At 68.0% G+C, this 23,205-nt stretch carries 17 protein-coding genes and 2 pseudogenes; 10 read left to right on the top strand and 9 right to left on the bottom strand.

Annotated elements, in window-relative coordinates; translation table 11 throughout:
- Positions 1-60: 60 nt before the first annotated feature.
- A pseudogene (locus QHF85_RS49840) lies at positions 61-288 on the bottom strand (hypothetical protein); the annotation flags it as partial.
- Positions 246-575 (bottom strand): annotated as a pseudogene (locus QHF85_RS33520) (glycine/sarcosine/betaine reductase component B subunit); the annotation flags it as partial. The pseudogenes QHF85_RS33520 and QHF85_RS49840, both read right to left, overlap by 43 nt.
- 85 nt (positions 576-660) lie before the next feature.
- Between QHF85_RS33520 and QHF85_RS33515 the strand changes: the two are divergent.
- From QHF85_RS33515 to QHF85_RS33505, 3 genes are read left to right on the top strand one after another with little or no spacing between them, the layout of a single operon-like run.
- Positions 661-1,539: a transporter substrate-binding domain-containing protein gene (locus QHF85_RS33515; protein ID WP_281331469.1), complete on the top strand. Its 879-nt coding sequence runs from the start codon at positions 661-663 to the stop codon at positions 1,537-1,539.
- Positions 1,540-1,545: 6 nt separating this feature from the next.
- A complete protein-coding gene (locus tag QHF85_RS33510; RefSeq protein WP_281331468.1) occupies positions 1,546-2,619 on the top strand; it encodes an amino acid ABC transporter permease in 1,074 nt (357 codons plus the stop codon).
- The gene (locus QHF85_RS33505; protein WP_348652778.1) at positions 2,616-3,398 is read left to right on the top strand and encodes an amino acid ABC transporter ATP-binding protein; all 783 of its coding nucleotides are present in this window, start codon (positions 2,616-2,618) and stop codon (positions 3,396-3,398) included. Before QHF85_RS33510 ends, QHF85_RS33505 begins: the two co-directional genes overlap by 4 nt.
- Before the next feature lie 58 nt (positions 3,399-3,456).
- Here QHF85_RS33505 and ppsA read toward each other — a convergent pair whose 3' ends face one another.
- Both ppsA and QHF85_RS33495 read right to left on the bottom strand, forming a co-directional pair.
- On the bottom strand, positions 3,457-5,745 hold the full coding sequence (gene ppsA, locus QHF85_RS33500) for a phosphoenolpyruvate synthase (protein WP_281331466.1): 2,289 nt from the start codon (positions 5,743-5,745) through the stop codon (positions 3,457-3,459).
- Positions 5,746-6,001: 256 nt separating this feature from the next.
- Entirely contained in the window at positions 6,002-7,714 is a 1,713-nt protein-coding gene (locus tag QHF85_RS33495; protein ID WP_281331465.1) for a choice-of-anchor Q domain-containing protein, read from the bottom strand.
- A 107-nt stretch (positions 7,715-7,821) separates the two neighbouring features.
- On the opposite strand from QHF85_RS33495, the gene ggt reads away from it, so the two are divergent.
- Together ggt and QHF85_RS33485 are read left to right on the top strand one after the other, a co-directional pair.
- Complete coding sequence (gene ggt, locus QHF85_RS33490; protein WP_281331464.1) at positions 7,822-9,618, top strand: gamma-glutamyltransferase; 1,797 nt, start codon at positions 7,822-7,824, stop codon at positions 9,616-9,618.
- Between the two features lies 1 nt (position 9,619).
- A complete protein-coding gene (locus QHF85_RS33485) occupies positions 9,620-10,042 on the top strand; it encodes a DUF296 domain-containing protein (protein ID WP_281331463.1) in 423 nt (140 codons plus the stop codon).
- Between the two features lie 3 nt (positions 10,043-10,045).
- Here the strand turns inward: QHF85_RS33485 and QHF85_RS33480 are convergent, their stop codons facing one another.
- Complete coding sequence (locus QHF85_RS33480) at positions 10,046-11,257, bottom strand: hypothetical protein (RefSeq protein WP_281331462.1); 1,212 nt, start codon at positions 11,255-11,257, stop codon at positions 10,046-10,048.
- A gap of 146 nt (positions 11,258-11,403) precedes the next feature.
- On the opposite strand from QHF85_RS33480, the gene QHF85_RS33475 reads away from it, so the two are divergent.
- The 3 genes from QHF85_RS33475 to QHF85_RS33465 all read left to right on the top strand — a co-directional run bounded on the left by QHF85_RS33475 (position 11,404) and on the right by QHF85_RS33465 (position 13,856).
- The gene (locus QHF85_RS33475) at positions 11,404-12,030 is read left to right on the top strand and encodes a CDP-alcohol phosphatidyltransferase family protein (RefSeq protein ID WP_281331461.1); all 627 of its coding nucleotides are present in this window, start codon (positions 11,404-11,406) and stop codon (positions 12,028-12,030) included.
- 146 nt (positions 12,031-12,176) lie between these two features.
- Complete coding sequence (locus QHF85_RS33470) at positions 12,177-13,094, top strand: DNA adenine methylase (RefSeq protein ID WP_281331460.1); 918 nt, start codon at positions 12,177-12,179, stop codon at positions 13,092-13,094.
- Positions 13,095-13,157: 63 nt separating this feature from the next.
- Positions 13,158-13,856 carry a class I SAM-dependent methyltransferase gene (locus QHF85_RS33465; RefSeq protein WP_281331459.1) on the top strand — a complete coding sequence of 233 codons (699 nt, stop codon included), beginning with the start codon at positions 13,158-13,160 and terminating at the stop codon, positions 13,854-13,856.
- 4 nt (positions 13,857-13,860) lie between these two features.
- On the opposite strand, the gene QHF85_RS33460 is transcribed toward QHF85_RS33465, so the two are convergent.
- A complete protein-coding gene (locus tag QHF85_RS33460) occupies positions 13,861-15,192 on the bottom strand; it encodes a diaminopimelate decarboxylase (protein WP_281331458.1) in 1,332 nt (443 codons plus the stop codon).
- A gap of 84 nt (positions 15,193-15,276) precedes the next feature.
- Between QHF85_RS33460 and QHF85_RS33455 the strand changes: the two genes are divergently transcribed.
- Positions 15,277-16,668 (top strand): FAD-binding oxidoreductase, encoded by a 1,392-nt coding sequence (locus tag QHF85_RS33455; RefSeq protein ID WP_281331457.1) that lies wholly within the window; start codon positions 15,277-15,279, stop codon positions 16,666-16,668.
- 330 nt (positions 16,669-16,998) lie between these two features.
- On the opposite strand, the gene serA is transcribed toward QHF85_RS33455, so the two are convergent.
- Positions 16,999-18,243 (bottom strand): phosphoglycerate dehydrogenase, encoded by a 1,245-nt coding sequence (gene serA / locus QHF85_RS33450; RefSeq protein ID WP_281331456.1) that lies wholly within the window; start codon positions 18,241-18,243, stop codon positions 16,999-17,001.
- Between the two features lie 154 nt (positions 18,244-18,397).
- Between serA and QHF85_RS33445 the strand changes: the two genes are divergently transcribed.
- On the top strand, positions 18,398-19,015 hold the full coding sequence (locus QHF85_RS33445; RefSeq protein WP_281331455.1) for a hypothetical protein: 618 nt from the start codon (positions 18,398-18,400) through the stop codon (positions 19,013-19,015).
- A 186-nt stretch (positions 19,016-19,201) separates the two neighbouring features.
- Here the strand turns inward: QHF85_RS33445 and QHF85_RS33440 are convergent, their stop codons facing one another.
- Positions 19,202-21,187 (bottom strand): OmpA family protein, encoded by a 1,986-nt coding sequence (locus QHF85_RS33440; protein WP_281331454.1) that lies wholly within the window; start codon positions 21,185-21,187, stop codon positions 19,202-19,204.
- Positions 21,184-23,160, bottom strand: a complete 1,977-nt coding sequence (gene traA, locus QHF85_RS33435) for an outer membrane exchange protein TraA family protein (protein ID WP_281331453.1) — start codon at positions 23,158-23,160, stop codon at positions 21,184-21,186. The genes QHF85_RS33440 and traA overlap by 4 nt, the downstream gene beginning before the upstream one ends.
- Between the last annotated feature and the right edge of the window lie 45 nt (positions 23,161-23,205).

The following is a 23,205-nucleotide window of genomic DNA, read 5'->3' as shown; positions in this document are numbered from 1 at the left end:
CGGTACTCGTACGGTAGCACCTTCATCTGCCCGAAATGGGTCATCTCCTCGACGGCGCGCGAAGCCGCCATGGCTGACCATCAGCTCGGAGGATGGTGTCGTTCTCGGGATTTCGCGAAACGTGGGATCGCCGGACAGGACGAACGGTTTTTGGGATTTCAGATGGACGCCGCCCGCCGTGCAAAGGGCCACGACGCACGCGGAGAGCGGCTTCGTGCACGGAGTCCAGACCGCAGGCTCTCGCGGCCCTCCGGGTTCTTGTGGAGCTCGATCCTCGCGTCCATGTATCGGTTGCCGACGACGAGCTGGCCCTGATGGGCAGAGAAAGATGCGCCGACCAAGCTGATTCCGCGCGTGCCGATTTGCTCGATGCTTGCGGCGAAATCGATATGGTTGTTTCCGAAGCCCTCGGTCGTGAGGATCGCGCCGTCCACGCCGAGCGCCTCCACGAGCGCGCCGAGGCGCGCCGAGACGAACGTCTTTTCATCATCGACCTGCGGGCTGCCGATGAAGACGACGCCCACGAGGTCGATCGCCCCGTCCTCGGCCATCAGGCGCAGCAGCGGCTCGCGAAAATCGCCAGCCCGACGAACGGATGGGTTGGGCGAGCCCGGCGTCTGGTCCGGTTCGTGCCCGGATTCATGCCGAGAGAGGACGAGAATGCAGAAGCGATTCGCCTGGACGCCGGCGCTGCTCGCCGCGACGGTGGTGGCCGCTCTCGCGTGCGACAAAAAGGCTCCGCCCTCGCCTCCTACCCACCCGATCACGAGCGTGAGCGACCTCATGCCCGGGACGAGGGTTGGCGTGCAGCGGGGCACGACCGGCGCGTTCTACGCGGAGGACACGCTTGCGCCGAGGGGCGTCCAGATCGTGACCTTCATCAAGGCCCCCGACATGTACAACGCGCTCGAGGCGGGGCAGATCCAGGCCATCGTCAACGACCTTCCGATCTCCGAAGACGTGGTCGAGAAAAAGCCCGGTCTGAAGATCGTCGAGCGTATCGACAATGGCGAGAAATACGCATTCGCCGTCAACAAGGAAAACCCCGCGCTCCTCCAGGGCATCGACCAGGCGCTCGAGAACCTCTTTGCCGACGGCACCTACCAGGCGATCTTCACCAAGTATTTCCCCACGCAGCAGCTCCCGTCTCCTGGGGAGGAGGCGACGGCCGTGCCCTTCTCCGGCTGCCCCTCGCTGTCGACGGTCCAGCCGAGGATGCTGACGGTCGGATCGGACATCCCCTATCCGCCTTTCGAGTTCTTCACCGAGAGCGGCGAAACGACGGGATTCGATGTCGAGCTCATCGAAGCCATCGCCAAGGAGTTATGCCTTACCCCGAAGTGGATCAACTCGAACTTCGACACCATTTTCACGAGCCTCTCGGCGGGCAGGTTCGACGTGGTCGCCGCGGCCGTGACCGCGTACGCCGCGGAGGGGTCTCCCTCGTACGCCACGGTGAAGGCCCGGCAGAAGATCGTGTCGTTCACGAAGCCCTATTATTCGGCCCTGCAGTCGCTGACGGTGAAGGCGAGCGGTTGAGTGCGCATGAATCGGATATCAGCACCCGGTCCGATTCGAAAGTTCGCCGCGCTCCGCGAGGGGAGCCGGCCCCTCGGGGTGGTGAGCGCCGCCGTCGGCGGGCTCGCGCTCGTGGTCGTGCTTGGGGGCACCACGTCGGTGCTGGCCGAATACGGGATCCGCCGCGAGGACCGGATCGCGGCGGCGCTGCAATCGCGCGAGCTTTTCACGATCCTCGTGTCCGGGAGCCTGCTCGGCGTGGGCGCCACGGCGCTCGGCTTCGGGACCTACCGGCGCATGCCGACCCGGGTGTCACGGGAGGAGGCGATCGCCGGGGCGGTGCTCGGCCTTCAGGCCGCCATCTGCGCCCTCGCCCTGCTCTGGTTCATCCAGGGCGACATGGAGAGGTTCGCCAGAAACTTCCTGAGCTTCGAGCAGATCGTGCCGCAATACGAGGCCTTCCTGAACGGAGCCAGAAACACGCTCGTCCTGGCTGGCGCGGGTGAGCTCTTCGGGGTGATCCTCGGCCTTGTCCTCTCGGTGTTCACGATTTCAAAACGAGCGGTCGTACGGGCGCCGGTGCGCGTGTACATCAACCTCTTTCGAGGGACGCCGCTCCTGCTCCAGCTCTCTCTGATCTATTTCGGCCTGGCCCTCGGGCTCGGCGTGAACATGTCAGCCTACACCGCTGCCATCCTGGCCTTTTCCCTGAACACCGGGGCCTACACCGCGGAGGTGTTCCGGGCTGGTATCCAGTCGATGGAGCGCGGCCAGATGGAAGCGGCCCGGGGGCTCGGGCTCGGCTACATGCAATCGATGCGGTACGTCATCGTGCCCCAGGCCGTGCGGCGGGTCATCCCGCCCCTCATGAACGAGTTCGTCATCTTGATCAAAGACACCTCGCTCATCGCCTTTCTGGGGCTGTCGTACGCGCAGCGCGACCTGTTCACCGTCGGCTCGCAGGGCTACTCGCAGTTCTTCAACGCGACGTTTTATGTTGCCTCCGGGCTCGGCTATCTCGTCGTCACGCTGCCCCTGATCAGGCTGGTGACCTGGGTCGAGAAGCGGCTGCGGAGCGGTCTTCTGGGGGCCGTGGCATGAGCCGCGAAGCCAATGCGCTCGGGTGGCCGGCGGGGCCGGTCCCGGCGGGCGCGCCGCTCATCCGGCTGGAGGCCATTCACAAGTGGTTTGGCAACCTGCACGTGCTCAAGGGAATCGACCTCGATCTTGCGTCCGGCCATGTCCTGGTGGTGATTGGCACCTCGGGCTCGGGCAAATCCACGCTCCTGCGCTGCATCGACATGCTCGAAGAGCCGACGTCCGGGCATGTCTGGTTCAAGGGCCGTGACATCACCGACGTTCGGGTGAACCTGAATGAGGTGCGAACGCACATGGGAATCGTGTTCCAGGCATTCAACCTCTTTCCTCACAAGACCGCGCTGGGGAACATCACCCTTGCCCTGGAAAAGGTGCTGCACATGCCCAGGAATCAGGCCAGGGAGCGGGCCATGGCGGAGCTCGAGCACGTGGGGCTGGCCGAGAAGGCCCTGAGGCATCCAGGGCAGCTCTCCGGGGGCGAGCAGCAGCGGGTGGCGATTGCACGAGCTCTGGCCATGCGCCCGGACCTGATTCTGTTCGACGAGGTCACCTCGGCGCTCGATCCGAAGCTGGTGGCCGAGGTGCTCGCCGTGATGCAGCGGCTCGCATCGGAGGGGACGACCATGGTCGTGGTGACCCACGAAATGGGGTTCGCGCGGGAGGTCGGGACCCACCTCGTGTTCATGGACGAGGGCGTGATCGTGGAGCAGGGCGAGCCGAGAGCCGTCTTCGACCATCCTGAGCGCGAGCGGACGCGGCGGTTTCTCTCTTCGGTGCTCTGACGCCGCGACGGCTATCGATCGGCGGAAGGCAACCCCATCCAAGGTCCAGCACGGAGCGTCATGACGAGGCTCGAGGCCGCCGCGCCGCCTCGAGCAGCAGGCGCCGCTCGGCCCCGGCAATCGCCCGCCGTGCAGCCGGCTCCGCGTCGGGGTTGACCGAGATCGATGTGATGCCGAGCCGCACCAGGTGCTCGGCAAACGCGGGCCGATTCGACGGAGCCTGGCCGCATAACGAGGAGGTGATTCCGGCCTTCTGGCACGCGCGGACGATCCGCTTGATCGCGTCGAGCACGGCTGCGTCCGCTTCGTCGAAGAGCTCGGCGCACAACCCTGAATCACGATCCACGCCCAGCATGAGCTGGGTCAGGTCGTTCGAACCGATGGATACTCCGTCGATGCCCATGCGCGCATACGTAGGGATCCAGTACGCCACCGAGGGGACCTCGGCCATGACCCATCGCCAAAGACCTCGCTGGCGGCCGAGCGCGCTTCGATCGACCATCTCGAGGCACGCCTCGAGCTCCCAGCGCGTCCGCACGAACGGGATCATCAGGTGCAAGTTCGGCGTCTCCTCACGGACCCGGGCGAGAACGTCGAGCTCCAGGGCGAACAGCTCGGGCTCTCGCACGTAGCGATAGCAGCCGCGGTATCCGATCATCGGATTCTCTTCGATGGGCTCGAATCGCTCGCCCCCTTTCAGCCCGCGGAACTCGTTGGTCCGGAAATCGTAGGTCCGATAGATGACAGGTCGGGGGTGAAAGGCGCGGGTGATGCGGAGCAGCGAGGCCGACATGCGCTGGATGAAGTCGTCGCGGCCGCCGGACGCGAGCAGCTCTTTCGGGTGCACCCCGGCGAGCGCGTCGAGCAGCATGAACTCGGCCCGGAGCAGCCCCACGCCGTCCACCGGCAGCGCGGCGACCTCTTCGGCGCGGTCTGCAATCGCCAGGTTGACGTAAAGGCGCGTGCCGAGAACGGCAGGCGAAGGCGCGCCCGACGGTCCAGCGGAGGGGGCCGTCCCGGGCCCTGGAGGGGCCGTCCTGGGCTTTTCGACCGCGGGGGCGGCGCCCGCGAGCACCTGGCCGCGCGCCCCGTCGACGGTGACGAGCTCGCCATCTCGAAGCTGGCGGGTCGCCGAGCGCGCGCCGACCACGCATGGGATGCGCAGCTCGCGGCTGACGATTGCGGCATGGCAGGTCATTCCGCCGCTGTCGGTCACGAGCGCCGCTGCGCGCCGGATCGTAGGCACCCAGTCGGGCGAAGTCATCGGCGCTACGAGCACTTCGCCCGCCTCGAGCCTCTGCCCTTCGCCCGGCGAGCGCAACACGCGCACCCGACCCGACGCAATGCCCGGCGAGGCGCCGAGGCCGGAGACGAGGACCGCTCCTCGCTCCGGTGGCGCGCCGAGCGTCGTGATCGGCCGGCTCTGGACCAGATAAAAGGCGCCGCCTTCCTCGGCCCATTCGATGTCCTGCGGAGCGCCGTAATGTTCCTCGACCTGTATCGCCAGGCGCACCAGCGCGAGGATTTCGTCGTCGCGGAGCACTCTGCGCCCGCCCTCCTCCTCCGTCAGCTCCACGCGTCGTTCCGCACCGTCGGGGCCACGGATCACCTTGAACGCCTTGTGTCCCACGCGCGCCTCGAGCAGCCGGGGGCCGCGCTTCGACACGGTGTACGTGTCCGGCTCGACCTGACCACCGACCACGACTTCTCCGAGTCCAAAGGCCGCCTCGATGACGATGCGCGAGGTATCCGCCGTCGCCGGGTCCGCGGTGAAGATCACGCCCGAGCGATCGGAGCTCACCATTCGCTGCACGACGACCGCCAAAGCGGGCTCGTCTCGGAGTTGCTCGGTTTTCCGATAAGCAACCACGCGCTCGCCGTACGCGGACGCCCAGCAGTCGCGCACACGCTCGAGCAGCGCTTGCTGCCCAACGACGTGCGTGTACGTCTCGTGCATTCCGGCAAACGAGGTCGTGGCCGTGTCCTCCGCGGTGGCGGACGAGCGCACCGCAACAGCGGAGGAGGGGCCGAGCTTTTGGTAGGCATCGTCGATCTCCGCCTCAATGCCGGCCGGGATCGCGGATGCGCGGACGAGGCGCCTCATCTCGGCGCTCTTCGCGCGCAGATCGGCCGCGTCGTCCGGGTCGAGCCCTGCCAGGTGCTCGGCGAGCAGCTGCCGCACCCCCGCGGCCTCCATCGAGGAGAGGAACGCGTCCGCGGTAATGACGAAGCCGGGGGGCACAGGCAGACCCGCGCGCGTGAGCTCACCCAGGTTTGCCCCTTTTCCACCAGCCGACGCGATGTCCCCGCGCGACAGTTTTTCGAACCAGATCACATGCGCGACCATGGTCACCTCCCCCTGGGCTCGCGGCGCATGCCAGCGTGCCGGCAAAATCCACGCCTCGCTGAACGGAGCCTCCCCCGGCTCCGTGGACAAACCCATGGCGAGGCGGAAGCGGAGGCGCGTTCCGCGCGGAGCTCGAGGCAGAGGTGGTTCGCTACGCGCGTGGGTGAGGGCTGCCGAGGTCAACGGTGGCGGGGAGAAACCCCCCGAGACCCTCACGGGCGCCGATTGCGCGGAGCTCGGTGCCGCAGGAAATGGGTCATGGTTCGTACGCGCCGAGCGTGCATTGCGCCGGATTCCGGGGTTTGCCCCGTTGATCGATGGGCGGACAGTCCGTGCCCGCGCCGATTGCGGGGCTCGCCGCCTGGGGCGCGATCGTCCGGGTGGGTCCGCCGTTCTCGGCGAGCTCGCCGAGCAGCGGATCCATGCGTGGGATGCCGGGCGTGCAATCCATGTCGTTCTGGAGCCCGACGGGCCACTGGAGGTTGTTTTGCCCGGCGCCGGGCGGTTTTGCGTACGCGCTGCCCGTGCAATTGAGCGGCGCGCCCGCGTTCTCCGCTTCATTGCTGAGGATCGTGTTGTGGAGCTCGAGGTTCGTGACGTTCGCAATGCCCGAAGCGTACTGGGCCACGTTCCCGACGATCGTGCAGTTCGTCAGCTTGCCCGTCGTCTTGTCACCGATGGAGAGCCCGCCGCCGATGCCACGGGTCGTGATGTCGGCGCGGGGATAGGTGGTGTTGCCCGTGAGCGTCACGTTCGTGAGATCGGCGATGGCGGTCGCCGTGCCGTGGCCGACGATCCAGAGGCCCGCGGCGGCCTCGGATTGGTTGTTCGAGACCGTCGACGCGGTCATCGTGACGTGCGTGCCCTGGAGGAAGAGGCCGCCGGCGCTGCTCGGCATTCCCACGGCGTCGTTCTGATCCACGATGGAATTCCCGTCGAACGTCGAACGATGGATGATGGTGGGTTCGGTCTCGTATCCCGTGCGAAAGAGGCCGCCGCCGTAGGCGCGACCCTGGTTGTCCTGGACGAGGGTGCCGCAGATCGAGAGCGTCCGCCCCTTGCCATCCATGCTGATTGCGCCGCCATTGCCGCCGCGGCCGTTTGGCTGGCCATACGGTTCGACGGCGTTCGCGCCGTCGCCAGTGGCCTGGTTTCCCACGATCGTGCTGTCCACGATGAAGAGGGCCGCGCCGAGCACGCCGATGGCCCCGCCGTTCGAGGCGCGGTTGCCCGCGAAGCGGCTATTGCTCACGGTGAGCGTGCCGCGGCCGATGCTGAAAATGGCGCCGCCCGCGACGTCCGGGCCCTCCAGCGCGGCCTCGTTGTCCAGGAAAACGCAGTCGACGACGTTGACGTTGCCGCCGACGTGATAGATCGCGCCGCCGCCGCCGTCGATGTCGGTGCCGAGCGGAATCGCCGTGCCCGAGGCTTTGCCGTCCCGGAGCGTGAGGCGCTGCACGGTGAGGGTCGGGCTCGTGGCCTCGACGTTTTTCGTGTCCATCTCGAATATGCGGTTTTTCTTGCCGCCGCTCAGCGTGATCCGGCCGCCGCCGTCGATGACGGTGTCGACTGTGATGGTCTTCGCCGCGCCGAGGGTGATGGTGACCGGGTCGGGGCCGCAATCGAAGACGATGACGCCGCCGTTCGCGAGCGCCGCATCGAGCGCGGCTTCGGTGCAGCTCTCGGCCGTCCCCGTGCCGGCGACGGCGGTCGGATGGGAAATGTCGGCGAGCTGGTTCGGCGGATCGCAGGCGAACGGGTCGCCGCCGCCGCCGCTGCCGCCCGCGCCGCCACTGCCGCCGCCGCTTCCGCCCCCGCCTCCGCCGCCGCTTCCGCCCCCGCCTCCGCCGCCGCTTCCGTTTCCGGTGCTGCCGCTGCTCGCGATTTCGCCGCCATTGCTCCCGCAGGCGGCGAGCAGCGTGCCGCAGGTGAGCGTGGCGAGGGCGATGGACGAAAAGAAAGATCGCATGGAGGACCTCCGCGGTTCCCGTCCATCCTTACGCGAGGCGCGTGGCGGCATGAAGATGGTCGCAGGATCGATGCGAGACAACGCTGCGCGCGTGGTATGAAGCGCTCGTGAACGCCAACGCTGCCGCGCGCCGGCTCCTCGTCCGCGCCACGCTCGTCGTCTCCTCCCTTCTCGCGGCCTCGTGCGGCGAGAACGGAAAGCCCCCGGAGGTGCCGGCGGCCGCGTCCTCGTCCGCCGCGCTGCCCGCGCCCGCGCTTGCGCGCGTGCCCGCGAAGTGGCGCTTCGATCTACGCGCCGAACCCGCGTCGGGGCGCGAGGGCATGGTCACGAGCGACGCGGCCGACGCGACGCGCGTGGGCGTGGAGATCCTCCGCAAGGGCGGGAGCGCGGTGGACGCCGCCGTCGGCGTGGCGTTCGCGCTCGCCGTGGTGTTCCCGCAGGCGGGGAACGTCGGCGGCGGGGGATTCATGGTCGTGCGCGCGGAAAGAGGCGAGGTGCGCGCGCTCGATTTCCGTGAGACCGCGCCCGCAAAGGCGACGCGGGAGATGTTCTTCGGGAAAAACGACGCGTCGCTCGTCGGTCACCTCGCCGCCGGGGTGCCCGGCGCGGTGGCGGGCCTGTGGGAGGCGCATCGGACCTATGGAAAACTCCCGTGGAAGGATCTGGTCGCGCCCGCGATCCGGCTCGCGGAGGAGGGGGTCGTCGTGGACGAGGGGCTCGCCGAGATCCTCCGGGATCGCGCGGCGGATCTCGCGCGGTTCCCGGCCTCGGCCGCGATGTTCTTGTCCGGGGGAAAACCGCTCGGCGTGGGGGCTGTCCTGAAAAACCCGGAGCTCGCGCGGGTGCTCGCCCGCATCGCCGAGCGCGGGGCGCCGGGGTTTTACGAGGGCGAGACGGCGAAGCTCGTCGTCGAGGAAATGAAGGCGGGCGGGGGAATCGTGACGGCCGAGGATCTCGCGGCCTATCGGCCGGTCTGGCGGGCACCGGTCGAGATGGAGTATCGCGGGCACAAGGTCTTCGCGATGCCGCCGCCCTCGTCCGGCGGGCTCGTGCTCGCGTTCACGCTCGGCGTGCTCGGGGGCTACGATCTCGGGAAGATGGGGTTTCTCTCGCCGGAGGCGCTGCACGTCACGGTGGAGACGTCGCGCCGCGCGTTCGCCAAGAGAAACCATTTTCTCGGAGATCCCGCGTTCGTGCCGATCCCCGCGGGGGAGTTCCTCTCGCCGGAGGCCATTCGAGAGGCGCGCGCCTCGATCGAGCCGGCCCGCGCGACGCCCTCGTCCGAGGTCGGGCCCGGGCGAGGAGGGGCGAACGAGAAAAAACACACGACCCATTTCTCGATCGTGGATCGCAGCGGCGCGGCCGTGGCGCTGACCACGACGATCAACACGTCGCTCGGCTCGGCCGTGGTCGTGCGGGGCGGCGGGTTTCTCCTGAACAACGAGATGGACGATTTCGCGACCGAGCCCGGCAAGCCGAACGTGTTCGGCCTGGTGCAAGGTGAGGCGAACGCCGTCGCGCCCGGCAAGCGGATGCTGTCGTCGATGACGCCGACGATCGTGGTCGGGCCGGACGGCGCCGTGCGGGTCGTGACGGGCGCGGCCGGCGGGCCGACGATCATCTCGGCGGCGCTCGCGGTGATCACGAACGTGCTCGATCACGGCATGGGCGCGACCGCGGCCGTGAGCGCGCCGCGGGTGCATCACCAGCATTTGCCGGATCAGATTTTCATCGAGGAAGGCGGGCTGCCCGAGGACGTGCTGCGGGCGCTCGGCGCGCTCGGGCACAAATTCGAGACGTGGGGCGCGATCGCGGATGCGCCGTCGATCGTGCGGGGGCCCGACGGCGTGTGGACGGGCGCCGCCGAGCCGCGCAACAAGAGCGGGCTCGCGCTGGGGTTTTGACGTGGAGCCGAGGACGTCGCCGCTCGTCGCGCATGTGCTGAGGCTCCGCCCGGGCGAGGACCTTTTGCGTTCGCTCGAAGCGTATGTCGCGACGCACGGGCTCGAAGCCGCCGTCCTCCTGACGTGCGTGGGCAGCCTCGACGGGGCCTCGATCCGCTTCGCGAACCGCGAGGACGCGACGTGGATCCCGGGGAAACACGAGATCACCTCGCTCGTGGGCACGCTGTCGGCGAGCGGCGGGTCGCACGTGCACGTGGGCATCGCCGACGGCGACGGCGTCGCGCGGGGCGGGCATTTGATGGAAGGGTCGCGCGTCTACACGACCGCGGAGATCACGCTCGGCGCGCTCCCCGCTCTGCGGTTTTCGCGGGAGCCGGATCCGACGTACGGCTACGACGAGCTCGTGGCGTATCCGAAGGAATGACGCTCAGTCGAGGTTGCCCTCGGTCGCGATCTTGAACCACGATCGCGTGGGAGTCTTCTGCTCGCGCGTGACGAAATCGCCGATCTTCGCGAGCACGGTGGCCGTGCGGTGGCCTTCCATCTGCTTCGGGTGCTTCTTGCCCTGGTCGAGATAACACCGCACGAAGAGCGCGTCGTCCGTGCGCGGGAGGGCGGCGACGTTCCGGATCCATTTCGACCACGTGGGCGGCTCGAGCAGGTATTGCTCGACGTTCGACACGTAAAGCGTGCTCACGCGGAGGTCGTTTTTCTGGAGGAACGCGGCGATGGCCGGGAACGCACCGTCGCCCGCGAAATCGCCGACGACGGGGACGACGCGGCCCTCGCGCTCCATCGCCTGGACGAACCGGAACGCCGCGTCGGTCGCGAGGAACCCGCGCTTCTTGCCTGCGGGATCCTGCGCGCCGAGCAGCTCCCGCAGCGAGGGGTATTTGCGGCCGGAGTTCTCTTTGAGCTCGAACCGGAGATCGAGCTGTTTGTCGAAAAAGACCTGCGTCATCTGCGCGAGCGAGCGCTTGTCCTTGTCCGTGAGCGTGACGCCGTACGTCTCCTGCATGCGCTTCATCGCACGATCGACGGTCGTGGCGAAGAGCTTCGGATCGGGCGCCTTCGTCTCGGCGTGCTTCAGGACGGCGTCGACGTCGGCCGTCGCAGGAGGCGCCGTGGCCGCGTCGTAAGGCCTGCCGACGAGCAAGGCGAGGAAATGGGAGCGGCTCTCGGCCTCCTCGAAGAGGAATCGATAATAAAGGTGCTGGAGGAGGTTATCGCGCCGGATGTCGACGATGAAGGCGAGGCGCGGGCGGGTGAGGGCGAGATACGTAAAATTCTGCTCGGGGCCGACGCCGATGTAGACGCCGCCCGCGGGCCGCGCGGCGAGCGCGTCAGCGGTCTGGAGGTACGAGGTCTCGTTCGAGATGAGGTTGTCCGAGATGAAATCGCCCCCCGGCTCGGAGAGGGAGCGAACGAGGTCGCCAAAGGGGCCATACGCAGGCGCGGCGGGGGCGGGCGCGGCGGCGGAGGCGGAGGCGGGCGCGGGGGCGGAGGCGCGAGCGGAAGCGGAGGCAGAAGCGGAGGCGGGCGCGGTGGGCTCGCTCCTGGGCGGGTCGCACGCGGCGGCGAGGAGGAGGGCGAGGACCGGGACGAGGCGGGGGAGCAGGCGCGGGGTCTTGGGGGCCATGGCGGACCGGGAACGCCTCGGCGGGCGGGCGTCGTCCAGGGCGTCGAGGGTCCGATGGAAAGGCGCGGGATGTCAAGGCGCGGGGCCGTCCCGTGCGGTGGATCTTGGCCGCGCGCTCACGTTGTGCCATGGATGCCGGCGCTGCCATGAAGAAGCCCCGACGCCGCCGCTTCTCGATGATCCGTGACTTCCAGGTCGCGGATTTCTTGACCCTCGGCAATGGTTTTGCCGGCACCGGGTCGATGCTGGCGACGATGAAGTACATCGCTTCAGGCGACGTCACGTTCCTGCGGCTCGCGTTCGGGCTGCTCCCCGTCGCGCTCTTCTGCGATTTCCTCGACGGGCGCGTGGCGCGGGCGCGGCACGAGGTCTCGATGCTCGGGCAAGAGCTCGACTCGCTCGCGGATCTCGTGTCGTTCGGCGTGGCCCCGGCCGCGCTCGCGTTCGGGCTCGGGATGCGCGGGGGCTGGGACGCGATCGCGCTCGTGTATTTCGTGGCCTGCGGCATCAGCCGGCTCGCGCGGTACAACGCGACGGCGAGCCAGCTCGCCGACGAGGCGGGGAAGGTGAAGTATTACGAGGGGACGCCGATCCCGACGAGCCTCGCGCTCGTGGCGCTGTTCGGCGCGCTCTCGGCGCACGGGCGCATCGGCGAGGCGCTGCCGGGCGGAGCCATCGAGCTCGGGCCTTGGGTGCTGCACCCGATCGTTTTGCTCTTCGTGGTGAGCGGCAGCGCAATGATATCGAAGACGCTCCGCATTCCGAAGCCCTGAACCGCTGAACCCCGATCGCGTGTTCAGGGGCAAGTTTTTCACGGACGAATCCGGGACAAGTTTTCTGCGGTAGAATCTGTCCGAAACTTCTTCGATCGAAAGTTTTGCCGAGCTCGATCCCCCATTGTAGTTGCTGGGGTATCCACATGCTCGAGCGCGCGATTCGACCGCTCCACACCCCGACCGCAGTTCCCCTCCCGTCCGTCCGCCCCGGGCCGCTGAAGGCCCGCGGAAAGCCGCGTCCGGACATTCGCGAAATCGAGCCGGGGACGGCAAAACCGTTCATCAAGTGGGTGGGCGGAAAAAGGCAGCTCATCCACGAGCTCGAGCCGCGCATTCCGTCGCGCTTCAATACGTACCACGAGCCCTTCGTCGGGGGCGGCGCGCTCTTCTTCCACCTCATGCCCGAGCGCGCCGAGCTCAGCGATACGAACGAAAGGCTCGTGCGCACGTACATCGGCGTGCGCGACGCCGTCGAGGACGTCATCGACCTGCTCGCGTCCTATCCGCACGATCGCGATTTCTTCATGAAGCTCCGCGCGAGCGACATCGACGCGAAGACGGACGTGGAGGTGGCCGCCTGGTTCATCTATCTGAACCGGACGGGGTTCAACGGGCTCTACCGCGTGAACCGGCAGAACCAGTACAACGTGCCCTTCGGCGATTACCAGAACCCCACGATCTGCGACGCGGAGAACCTCCGCGCCTGCTCGCGGGCCCTGAAGCACGCCTCGATCCGGGTCGCTTCGTTCGAGGACGTCGCCGCGCGGGCGCGGGCGGGGGATTTCGTGTATTTCGATCCGCCCTACGTGCCGCTCTCGGCCTCGTCGAGCTTCACGTCGTACACGAGCGGCGGATTCGGGATGCGCGAGCAGCAGAGGCTGCGCGATGTGGCGCGCGAGCTCAAGGAGCGCGGCGTGCGCGTGCTTCTGTCGAACTCGTCGGCCCCCGAGGTGTATTCGCTCTACGGAGACGGCTTCGAGCTCGCCGCCGTGGGCGCTTCGCGCGCCATCAACTGCAAGGGCGCGGGGCGCGGACGGATCCAGGAGCTCATCATCCGGTAAAACGGCCGCGAGCGTCCCTCCGAAGGGCTCCCGTTCCCGGAGCCCGGGTCCGATGAACCGCACATGCGCGCCGTTCTCCCGCATCACCGTCCAGGCACCCTCGTGCTCTCTGCGTCCCAGTGGGAAACGATCGAGGCGCTCCGCGCAGGCGAGCCCGTGACCGACGAGGCGCTGGACGCGCTGTATCCCCAAGGCATTCGCGAGCTCTCGTCGCGATTCTGGACGCCCGTCGCGGTGGCAGTGCGCGCGGCCAAGCTCTGCGCAGAGGAGGGACGGGCGCGCGTGCTCGACGTGGGCGCGGGCGTGGGGAAATTCTGCCTCGTCGGCGCGCTCGTCACGGAGAGCATTTTCGTCGGGATCGAGCAAAGGCAGGCGCTCGTGGACGTGGGCCGCGAGGTGCTCGCCGCCGTGGGAGCGAGGAACGCGCGGCTCGTGCACGGGACGATCGAGGACATCGATTTTTCGTATTTCGACGCGCTCTATTTTTACAATCCGTTCGAGGAGAACCTCGTCGCGCCGTCGTGGCAGATGGACGGGGATGTGCCCCTGTCGCTGGAGCGGTTCCAGGAGGACGTGACGCGGATCGAAGCCGCGCTCGAAGCCGCGCCGCCCGGAATGCGGGTCGTGACGTACCAGGGGTTCGGCGGGAAGATGCCGCCCGATTACGAGATCGTCGAGGAGGACCCCGAAGGCGCGCCGCACCTCCGGCTGTGGGTAAAGCAGGAGCACCGGCCGCACAGGATACCGCCCTCGCGGCGGTAGCGCTTCACGATTCGTTTCGGTCGGGCTGCACCCGCGAGCGGCTCCAGAAGGCGACGACGTCGTCGAGCGTCTCGCGGTTCCGGAGCACGGAGAGGTCGTCGCCGTCGTAGCCGAGGACGAGAGGGATGCGGCGGCTGCAATGGCGGGACCACATGCCGAGCGTATAGGCGCCGACGTCGTGGATCAGGACGAAATCCTCGGGTTCGATGCGGGGCAGGGCGATGTTCCGGGCGAGGACGTCGCCCGAGAAGCAAAGGGGGCCGACGATCGTGACCGGCTCCGTCGGCCCGGCCTTCGGTCGCCCCTCCGCGTCGAGGACATCGATTTCGTGGTGCCATTCGTCCGGGCGATAGGCGCGTCGGGTCAGGAGATCGGCGCCGAGGTGGATGACGGCGAGGCGCTCGTCGCCGGCTTGCTTGACGTATTCGACGCGGCTCACGGCCCAGCCGGCCGTCGCGTGAATGGCCCGGCCAAACTCCGTCACGAGGGAGAGGTCGTCGGAGAAGAGCCCGGGGACCTTGCTTTTCAGCGCGTCGACGTAGGCCGAGAGGGAGATGGCCTCGTCCTCGGGCCGGTAAGCGACGGGCAGGCCGCCGCCGATATCGAACGTGTGGATGCGGCCTTGGCCGACGCGGCGCTCGATGTCTTCGCGAAGCGCATAGACCCGGGAAACCCCCTCGACGAGCGTTTCGAGCGGCATGCCCTGCGAGCCCACGTGCACGTGCAGCGCGCGGAGGAGGGGGTATGCCTCGAACGCAGCGATGATCTCGTCCCGCCGCTCGATCGGAACGCCGAACTTCGAGGAGCGGGTCGCGACGCTGGTGAGCGCGATGGATCCGCCGCCGACCTGAGGATTGACGCGGAGGCCGACGAGCGGCGGGTTGACCCTCCCGAGCATCGCCGCAATCCGAGCAAGCTCGTCGAAGTTGTCGACGTTGAGCCGGAGGCGGTGCGCGAGGCTCGCAGCGATGTCGTTGCAGGTCTTCGCAGGCGAGTCGAAGACGATACGGAAGGGCTGGCAGCCGGCATGGATCGCGAGGTGGACCTCTTCGAGCGAGGCCGCCTCGAGGCCCACGCCCGCCTCGACGAGCACGCGGAGGACCTCGACGAGGGGATTCGCCTTGACGGCGACGGCGTGCAGCGTGCCCTCGGGAAAGAGCGCGTGGAGCTCGGCGACGCGCGCGCGGACGCGGCCGAGGTCGTGGAAGATGGCGGACGGGTTGTACTCGGCGTAGGGGTCGTAAGGCTCCTGCGGAGGAAGGAAGCCTTCGCTGAGGGCGCGCCGGAGCACGGCGGAGGCATCTTCCAGGCGAGTACGTTCGAGCCAACGACTCATCGGGCTCGTGGTAGCCGTGGGGGCCGTCACGTCAAGCGGCGCTTGCCGGTTGCAGGGAGGACGCGGGCACTGTATCGACCGACCATGACCGCTCTGCCCGAAGGGTTCCTCGCCGCCGTCGCCCGCGATTTCCCAGCCGATTTCCTCTCGGTCGACCCTTCCGACCTGGCCACCTTCGGTCGCGACTGGACGAAGGTGCACGAGCCGCGCCCCGCCGCCGTTGCGCTGCCTCGCACGACGGACGAGGTGTCGCGGCTGCTGAAGCTCTGCACAGCGTTTCAAGTACCGATCGTGCCCTCGGGCGGGCGGACGGGGCTCGCAGCAGGCGCCGTGGCGGCGCACGGCGAGGTCGTGGTGTCGCTGTCGCGGATGCGGCGGATGAACCCCGTGGACGTGCTCGGCGGGACGGTGCGCGTGCAAGCCGGCGCAGTGACGGAGGAGGTGCACCGGCACGTGGCCGAGCACGGCCTGACCTGGCCCGTGGATTTCGCGTCGAAGGGATCGAGCCAGGTAGGCGGGAACATCGCGACGAACGCAGGCGGCGTGAAGGTGATCCGCTACGGGCTGACGCGGCAGTGGGTGCTCGGTCTGGAAGTGGTGCTCGCAAGCGGTGAGGTGCTCGAGCTCGGCGGGGCCCTCGAAAAAAACAACACAGGGATCGATCTGCGGCAGCTCTTCATCGGGAGCGAAGGGACGCTCGGCATCATCACGGAAGCGACCCTGAAGCTGACGCGGCTGCCCGGTAAGCTCGACGTGCTGCTGTTCGCCGTGCCAAACCTCGCCGGCGTGCTCGCGCTCTTCAAGGAGGCGCGCACGGGTCCATTCGTGATCACAGCCTACGAGTTCTTCACGGAAAAGTGCATGGCGCGCGTGCGGCGGCACCGGAGCGTGCGCGAGCCGCTCTCGGCGCCGAGCGACTATTACGTGCTACTCGAAGTGGAGCGCGCCGAGCCAGACGCGCTCGAAGCATGGATCGGATCGCTGTTCGAGCGAGGCGTGGTAACAGACGGGACCCTCGCGCAACACGCAGGCGAGGCCGCCGCAATCTGGGCACTGCGCGAGGGAATCAGCGAGAGCCTGAGCGCAACCGGAATGCCCCACAAAAACGACATCGCCCTGCCCATCCAGGAGCTCGAAGGCTTCTGCGCAGAGCTCGAGAGCATCTTCGAAGCGCGCTACCCGGGCTGGGAAATCGCACTGTTCGGGCACATCGGCGACGGAAACCTACACGTGAACGTGATGAAGCCCGACGCAATGGAGAAGTCCGCATTCCTCGCGCAAACACACGAGGCCGATCACACGATGTTCGAGCTCGTCCGAAAATACCGAGGGTCCATCTCGGCAGAGCACGGCATCGGTCTCCTGAAGAAGGATTACCTCGGCTATTCGCGATCCGCGACGGAGATCGAGATCATGCGCGCCATCAAGCGAGCGCTCGATCCGCTGGGGATCATGAATCCAGGGAAGGTGTTCTAGCGGGAGGCGTGGAGCCGGGGCGCTGCCCCGGGCCCCGCGGGGGCTATTCGCCCCTCGACCCGAACCAGGGCCAGCCCTGGACCTTTGATGGAAGCACTGCGCTCCGCGCAGTTCTTCCACAGGCCGGTGGCAAGACCATGGGGGGCGTTGCCGGTCGAACCGTCAGCGCGGCTGTCTTGATGGGCAGGATCGCCTGTGGTCTTGACCCGGCCGTTCGCTGAACTGCGCATTGCGCAGTTCAGCGACCCCGAGTCCAGCGCTTGCGCTGGTCCGGGTGCAGGGGCGGACAGCCCCTGCTGGGGCCTGGGGCAACGCCCCAGCGCGACGCTCCTAATACACGACGCGCGTCCGGATGTTCGACGGCAATGCCTGGATCCTGCGGCTCACTTCGGCGGAGACGTCCTGCTCCAGATCCATGATGAGGTAACCGATTGCGCCTTCGGTTGCGAGGAACTGGCTGTCGATGTTGGCGTTGAGGTCGGCGACGACGCGGTTCACGTCGCGGAGCACGCCGGGCTCGTTGCGGTGCACGTTCAGGATGCGGTGCGTGCCCTTCACGGGCGGGAGCTCGACCTGCGGGAAGTTTACCGAGCCCGTCGTCGCGCCCATCGCTGCGAACTTGCCGAGGACGGCCGCGACTTCGCGCCCGATGGCCTCCTGCGCCTCCTCCGTCGAGCCGCCGATGTGCGGCGTGAGCAGGACGTTTGCGAGGCCTTGGAGCTCGGTCTTGAACTGGTCCGTGTTCGACTCGGGCTCCTCGGGGTAGACGTCGATCGCTGCGCCTGCGAGGTGGCCGCTCTTGAGGGCCGCGACGAGCGCTGCGATGTCCACGACGGTGCCGCGGCTCGCGTTGAGCAGGTAGCTGCCTTTGCGCATCTTTGCGAGCTCGGCTGCGCCGATCATGTTGCGCGTCTCCGCGGTCTCGGGGACGTGCAGCGAGACGAAGTCGGACTCGGCGAGCAGGGCCGCGAGCGAGGGGACGGAGCGGTTGTTGCCCATCGGCAGGCGTGCGGCGATGTCGTGGTAGAGCACGCGCATGCCGACGGCCTCCGCGAGCACGCCGAGCTGACGGCCGATGTGCCCGTAGCCGACGATGCCGAGGACTTTGCCGCGGACCTCGTAGCAATTCGAGGCGACCTTCTTCCACACGCCCGTGTGCACCTCGCGCGAGCGATCGCCGAGCTGACGGGCGAGGAGGATGATTTCGCCGATCATCAGCTCGGCGACGCTGCGTGTGTTGCTGAACGGCGCGTTGAAGACCGGGACGCCCCGGGCGTTGGCTGCCACGAGGTCGACCTGGTTCGTGCCGATGCAGAAGCAGCCGATGGTGAGCAGGTCGTGGGCGTTCTCGAGGACGCGGGCCGTGATGCGGGTCTTGCTGCGGATGCCGAGGAGCTGGACGCCGGGGAGGGCGGCGATGAGCTCGTCCTCCTTGAGCGCGCTGCTCTTCCGGGTGATGGCGTAGGTGCGCCCCTCGCTGAAGGCGTGGAAGGTCTCCGTGGCGCTCGGGTGGATGTTTTCGAGCAGGAGGACCTGGATCGTGTCGCGGGGGAGCTCGGCCGGGGCAGTGGTCATGGCGCGTCCTCGTTCGGGGGGCGCCTTGTCTACCGCATGGCCGGGCGCAGGCCAGCCGGAAAACCGTCCGGCCCCGGATGGACGTCCACGCCGTGTCTCTTTGCCTCGACGCGACGTTTGCACGACGTGCGTAGAAACTGGTAAGAAAATAGCCATGCAACGTGTCGTTCTCTTCTCGGCCGCGACGGCCGCGATCTTTGTCGCCTGTGCTGCGCCTCCGCGTTTCCAGGACATGCGCACGCCGTCCGGCGAGTTCTGCACGGACATGCCCATCTTCGCGGGCAAGACCCAGCCCGACAGGGAGTTCCATCGCCTCGAGCCGGTGCAGAGCGAGCCCGGCGCGCGCACCGAGCCCGAGCGCCTGCGGTCGCTCCGTAAGGCCGCGTGCATGGCGGGCGGTGACGCCGTGATCGAGGCGATCGAGGAGGAAATTCGCCTGCCGGATGCTTCGTACGGCAAGGTCGCCACCGGCACGGCGATCGTCTGGATCCGGCGCGAAGGCATCTCGTCGAAGCCGCTCGATCTCGGCGCGAGGACCGATGCCGACAAGGCCGTCGAGCCGGTGCCTGCGGCCGATCCGAACCCGCCGAAGGAGGCGACGCCGCTGAACACCGCGGGCGAGGTGAAGTCGCCGCCGCCCACGCCGACGGCGGCCGCGACCACGCCGCCCACGCCGACGGCTGCCGCGACGACGCCGACGCCGACGCCCACGACGTCTTCGACGTCGACGACGAAGACGAAGACCACGACGAAGACCACGACGAAGAAGTAGCCTCCGAGAAGGCGTTTCGAGGCGAGGTCGCGCGCGAGCCCTCCGCGAGGGGAGGGTCGCCCGCGGCCTCGTTTCGTTTGTGCACCAAAGAAGATCGCGACGCCCGCGAGGACGGGCGCGCGATGCGTGAGGATGTGGGGGAGGGGCGAGGGCCTCGCTCCGTTCGTCGGAGCGAGGCCTCGGGGATCAGCGCGGCGCCGTGGGCTTCGCGGGTGCGGCGCCGGGCTTCGGCGCGGCGGGTGCAGGGGCGGCGCCGGGCTTCGGTGCGGCGGGCGCGACGCCGGGCTTCTGCGTGGTGGGCGCGGGCGCGGCGCCGGGCTTGGGTTTGTCCTTGCCGTCGGCCGGTTTGTCCGCGGGCTTGTCCGCGGGTTTGTCCTTGCCGTCGGCCGGTTTGTCCGTGCCCTCTTCCTTCGGCGCATCGGGCTGCAGTTGCTCGCCGGAGCGCGGGAGCGTGCTGCTCGGCAGGGTTGGATTCCGTGTGTCGAGCACGCCGTTGCCCTTCGGCAGGATGCCGCCGCTCGGCAAGGTGCTGCCGCCATTCAGCACGCCGCTCCCGTTGATCACGCCCTCTCCGTCGAGCTGCTTGTCGCCCGGCGAGAGGACCGTATCGCCGCCGCCCACGGCCGCGCCGGGCGCGCTGCCCTGGCCCTTGATGCGGAAGACGACGCGGCGGTTTGTCTGCGTCATGAACTTGCAGTCTTCCGTGAGCTCCTCGTCCTTCCCGAGGCACGCCGAGTCGTCGTAGATGGGTTTGGTGTGACCGTACCCCTTCGCCGTGACGCGCGAGGGATCGATCCCCCGCTGGATCATGTACTCCCGGACGCTCTCCACGCGGCGCTGCGAGAGGTTGTGGTTGTACACGTCGCCCGCGCGCGCGTCCGTGTGGCCCTCGATCTCGATCGAGCGGATCTCGGGGTTGTCCCTGAGGACCGTGATGACCGCCTCGAGCACCTTCTTCGAATCGTCGAGGATGATGTCCTTGTCCGTCGCGAAGTGGACCTGATCGAGGATGACGATCTCGTCGTTCTTGATGTACGCGCCGGGGCAGCCGCCGCGGCCGCCCGCGACCATCGGGCACTTGTCGTCGCGATCGGGGACGCCGTCCTTGTCGGAGTCCGAGTCGGGGCAGCCCATGTTTTGCGGGACGCCCGGCAGCTCGGGGCAATGATCCGCGTCGCCGATGAGGCCGTCGTGATCGGGATCCTCGCTGTCGACCTGCTTCAGGCGATCGATCTCCTGCTGCTCGCGCGACTTCGAAGGTTGCCACGTGAGGCCCGCGAACGCGCGGAAGATGGGCGCGCCGAACCCGCAGTTCGCGCCGAACGTGCCGCCGACCGTGAGCCCGAAGCCGCTCGCCCACTGCCAGCGCATCGCCATGAGCGCCTCGGCCGGGACCTGCGAGGGGCTGTCGGGGAACTTCACCATCGAGACGCTGCCGTACACGCCGCCGAGCACGGACCAACCCCAGCGCTGCACGACGTACATCTCCGCGCCGATGCCGAAGTTCGCCATGTCGCCGACCTTCGTCCCGGCAAACTGTCGGTCGGGCCGGAGCCAGATGCCGGTGTTTGCCGTGACGAGCAGGCCGAAGTTGAAGCGGTAATCCGCGACGAGGCCCACGCCGCCGGAGACGGCGCCGTCGCTCGCGAACGCGTTCTGATCGCCCGTGGGCAGGTTCAAGTTGCCCGTGAGCGCCATGCCGAAGCCCTCTTTGATCTGGGCTTTGCGGTTCAGATATGGGATCGCAATCTTGGTGTTGAAACGAAGATCGCCGAGCGCGCTCGGCGAGATTTCTCCCTCGCTGCCGAGCGGCCGGAGATTGTCGGACATCTGCCAGGCGACGAACGGCATCGCCATCGTGATGTCGAAGACGTCGTAGAAGCCGATGCCCGCGAGGCCCGTGACCTGCAGACGCGCGCCGACGGCGCGGATCTCCTGGCCCGTCGTGATCGCCGCGACGGCGAGCGGATCGAGGCCGATGTCCGTGTAGATGCCGAACGTCGGCGAGAGATGGCCGACGACCTCGGACTTCTGGATCATCACGAGATCACGCGGGGCCGCGGACGGGCGGAAGGTCTGCGCGTCGAAGCGCCCTTCCTCGGCGGCTTCCGCGCAGAGGGGCGCCGCGGCGAGCGTCGCGAGCGAGAGCAAGAACGAGATCGATCGCTTCACGACTCACCTCGGAGGCGGCGACGGCCCAAAAGGGCGAGGACAGAGACGACGAGCAAAGCGGCTCCGGGCGCGCCGCCGCCGTGCCGACCGGGCCTTGCAGAGCATATCGTGGCGAGGGTGCCACCGCAATCGACGCCGTCGGGCATGGGGCCGAGCGCGCACTCCTTCGCGGTCTCGGCCTCGTTCCAGCGGCAGTGCTCGTTTCCGAGGCAGTCGACGTTCGTTTTGCACGAGGGCGTGCAGGTGTAGCTGGAGAGGTTGCACGTGCCGCCGCAGGGGCAGTGCGAGTCGGCGTAACAAGCGACGCAGCTATCGCCGTTGCAATGAGGCGTGTCGGCGGCGCACGTGGCCATGCAGGTCGCGTTGGCCGTGCAGGTGTGGGTCGCCGTGTCGCAGGTGGAGCCATCGCCGCATTGCGCGTCGTCGACGCAGCGCACGCACGCGGCGACGGCCGCGTTCTGGCCGAAGCAGAAGGGCGTGTCGCCGCCGCAGCTGTCGCAGCGCATGCCGCAGCGTTTGTCGCGGGTGCAGGGGGTGCAGGTGCCGCTGAGGCAGAAGGCGCCGTCGCCGCAATCCATGTCGTGGCGGCACTCGGCGCACGCGGTGCCGACGGGGCCGGGCAGGCAGAACGGATACCGGGGCTGGCTCGTGCCGTTGACGACGATCGTCTCGAGCGCGGTGCAGTTGACGCAGCCCTCGCCACAGCAGGTCGGCGTGTTGTTCTCGGGCAGCGTGCCCTGGCAGCGGCCGACGGAGAGGTTGCAGATGCCGCCGCCGCACTCGACGTCGGTCGTGCACTCGACGCAGCTCGGGTTGCCGTTCGGCTCGAGCGGGGCGCACTTCATCTGCTGGCCGTTCGCGCCGTCCGGACAGCAGTTGCAGGAGGCGCCGGCGCACTCGGCGCTCGTCGAACACGGATCACACTTGTGGTCGACGCAAGCCTCGCCCTTGGGGCAGTCGGATGCGCTGTTGCACTCGTCGCACGTCTTCGTGTCGGGGTTGCAGACGAAGCCGTCGTTGCAGTCCTCGTCGGTCTTGCAGGCGCCGCACTGGAGCTCGCCGTTGATGTTCACGCAGAAGGGCGTATCGCCGATGCAGGGCGAGCAGGTCGGGCCGCAGAGCTTGTCCGTGTCGCAGGGGGCGCAGAGCGCGGCGGAGTTACAGTATTGCCCCGGCTCGCAGCCGTTGTTGCCTCCCTGGTCGGCGAACTCGCGCCTGCACTGCTTGCAGACGCCGAGGTCGGGGTACGACGGGGTGCCGGCGATCGTCTGGAAAAACGCGGTCGAGGGGAAGGCCGTGAACTGCGGAAAGAGCGGGGTGATCGGGGGCTTGTTCGCTTCACGCTCGAAGTCCACGAAGTCCCCGACGAAGTAGGACATCTCCAGCGCGGCATGTTCGTTGAGCTGGGTGTAGAGGATCTCGAGCGGGTAGAGGCCGGCCTTCTGGAAGGTGACCTGATTCGTCAAGCGCCAGGTGGTTGCGCCGAGCTGGGCAGGGCGCGTGACGACGTTGTAGACGCCCTTTTGCTTGTCGTAGATGGTGAGGCTGACGGTGTCGTCCACGTAAAACCCGAAGTGAACGGGCTGGTTGACCCAATCCGCGGGGACGTTGAGGTAGCCACGCATGCGGCTGCCGAAGACCGTATCCGTGTCGTTCACGAGGAAATCGCAGCCGCCGGTCTTGCAGCCCTGATCGAGCGCGGCGTCGATGAAGTCGCCGTAGCTCAGCTTGTCAATACTGGCGTTGTTGTTCGACAGGTCGAGCAGCGTGCGGATGACGTGCTCCGTACGGTCGACGGCGTGCGCTTCGATGAACGCATTGACGTCGGCCGTGTAGTTATTCACCACGTCGCCCAACTCGCCGACGTTCAACGCGACCGCCGTCGCGGCGCAGAGGCCCGTTCCGAGGCCGTCGATCGGGTCCTCGCCTTCGGGGATCGTGACCGGCGCGGCGCTCGCGACGCGAGGAGCCATCGCGAGGAGGGCGACTGAAGCAAGGAGGATTCGTCTGAGGTCCAT

Origin of the sequence: Polyangium sp. 6x1, assembly GCF_029946515.1 — a bacterium.
GTDB lineage: Bacteria > Myxococcota_A > Polyangia > Polyangiales > Polyangiaceae > Polyangium.
The sequence above is the reverse complement of the archived record's forward strand: the minus strand, read 5'-3'. Positions and strand labels throughout refer to the sequence as shown.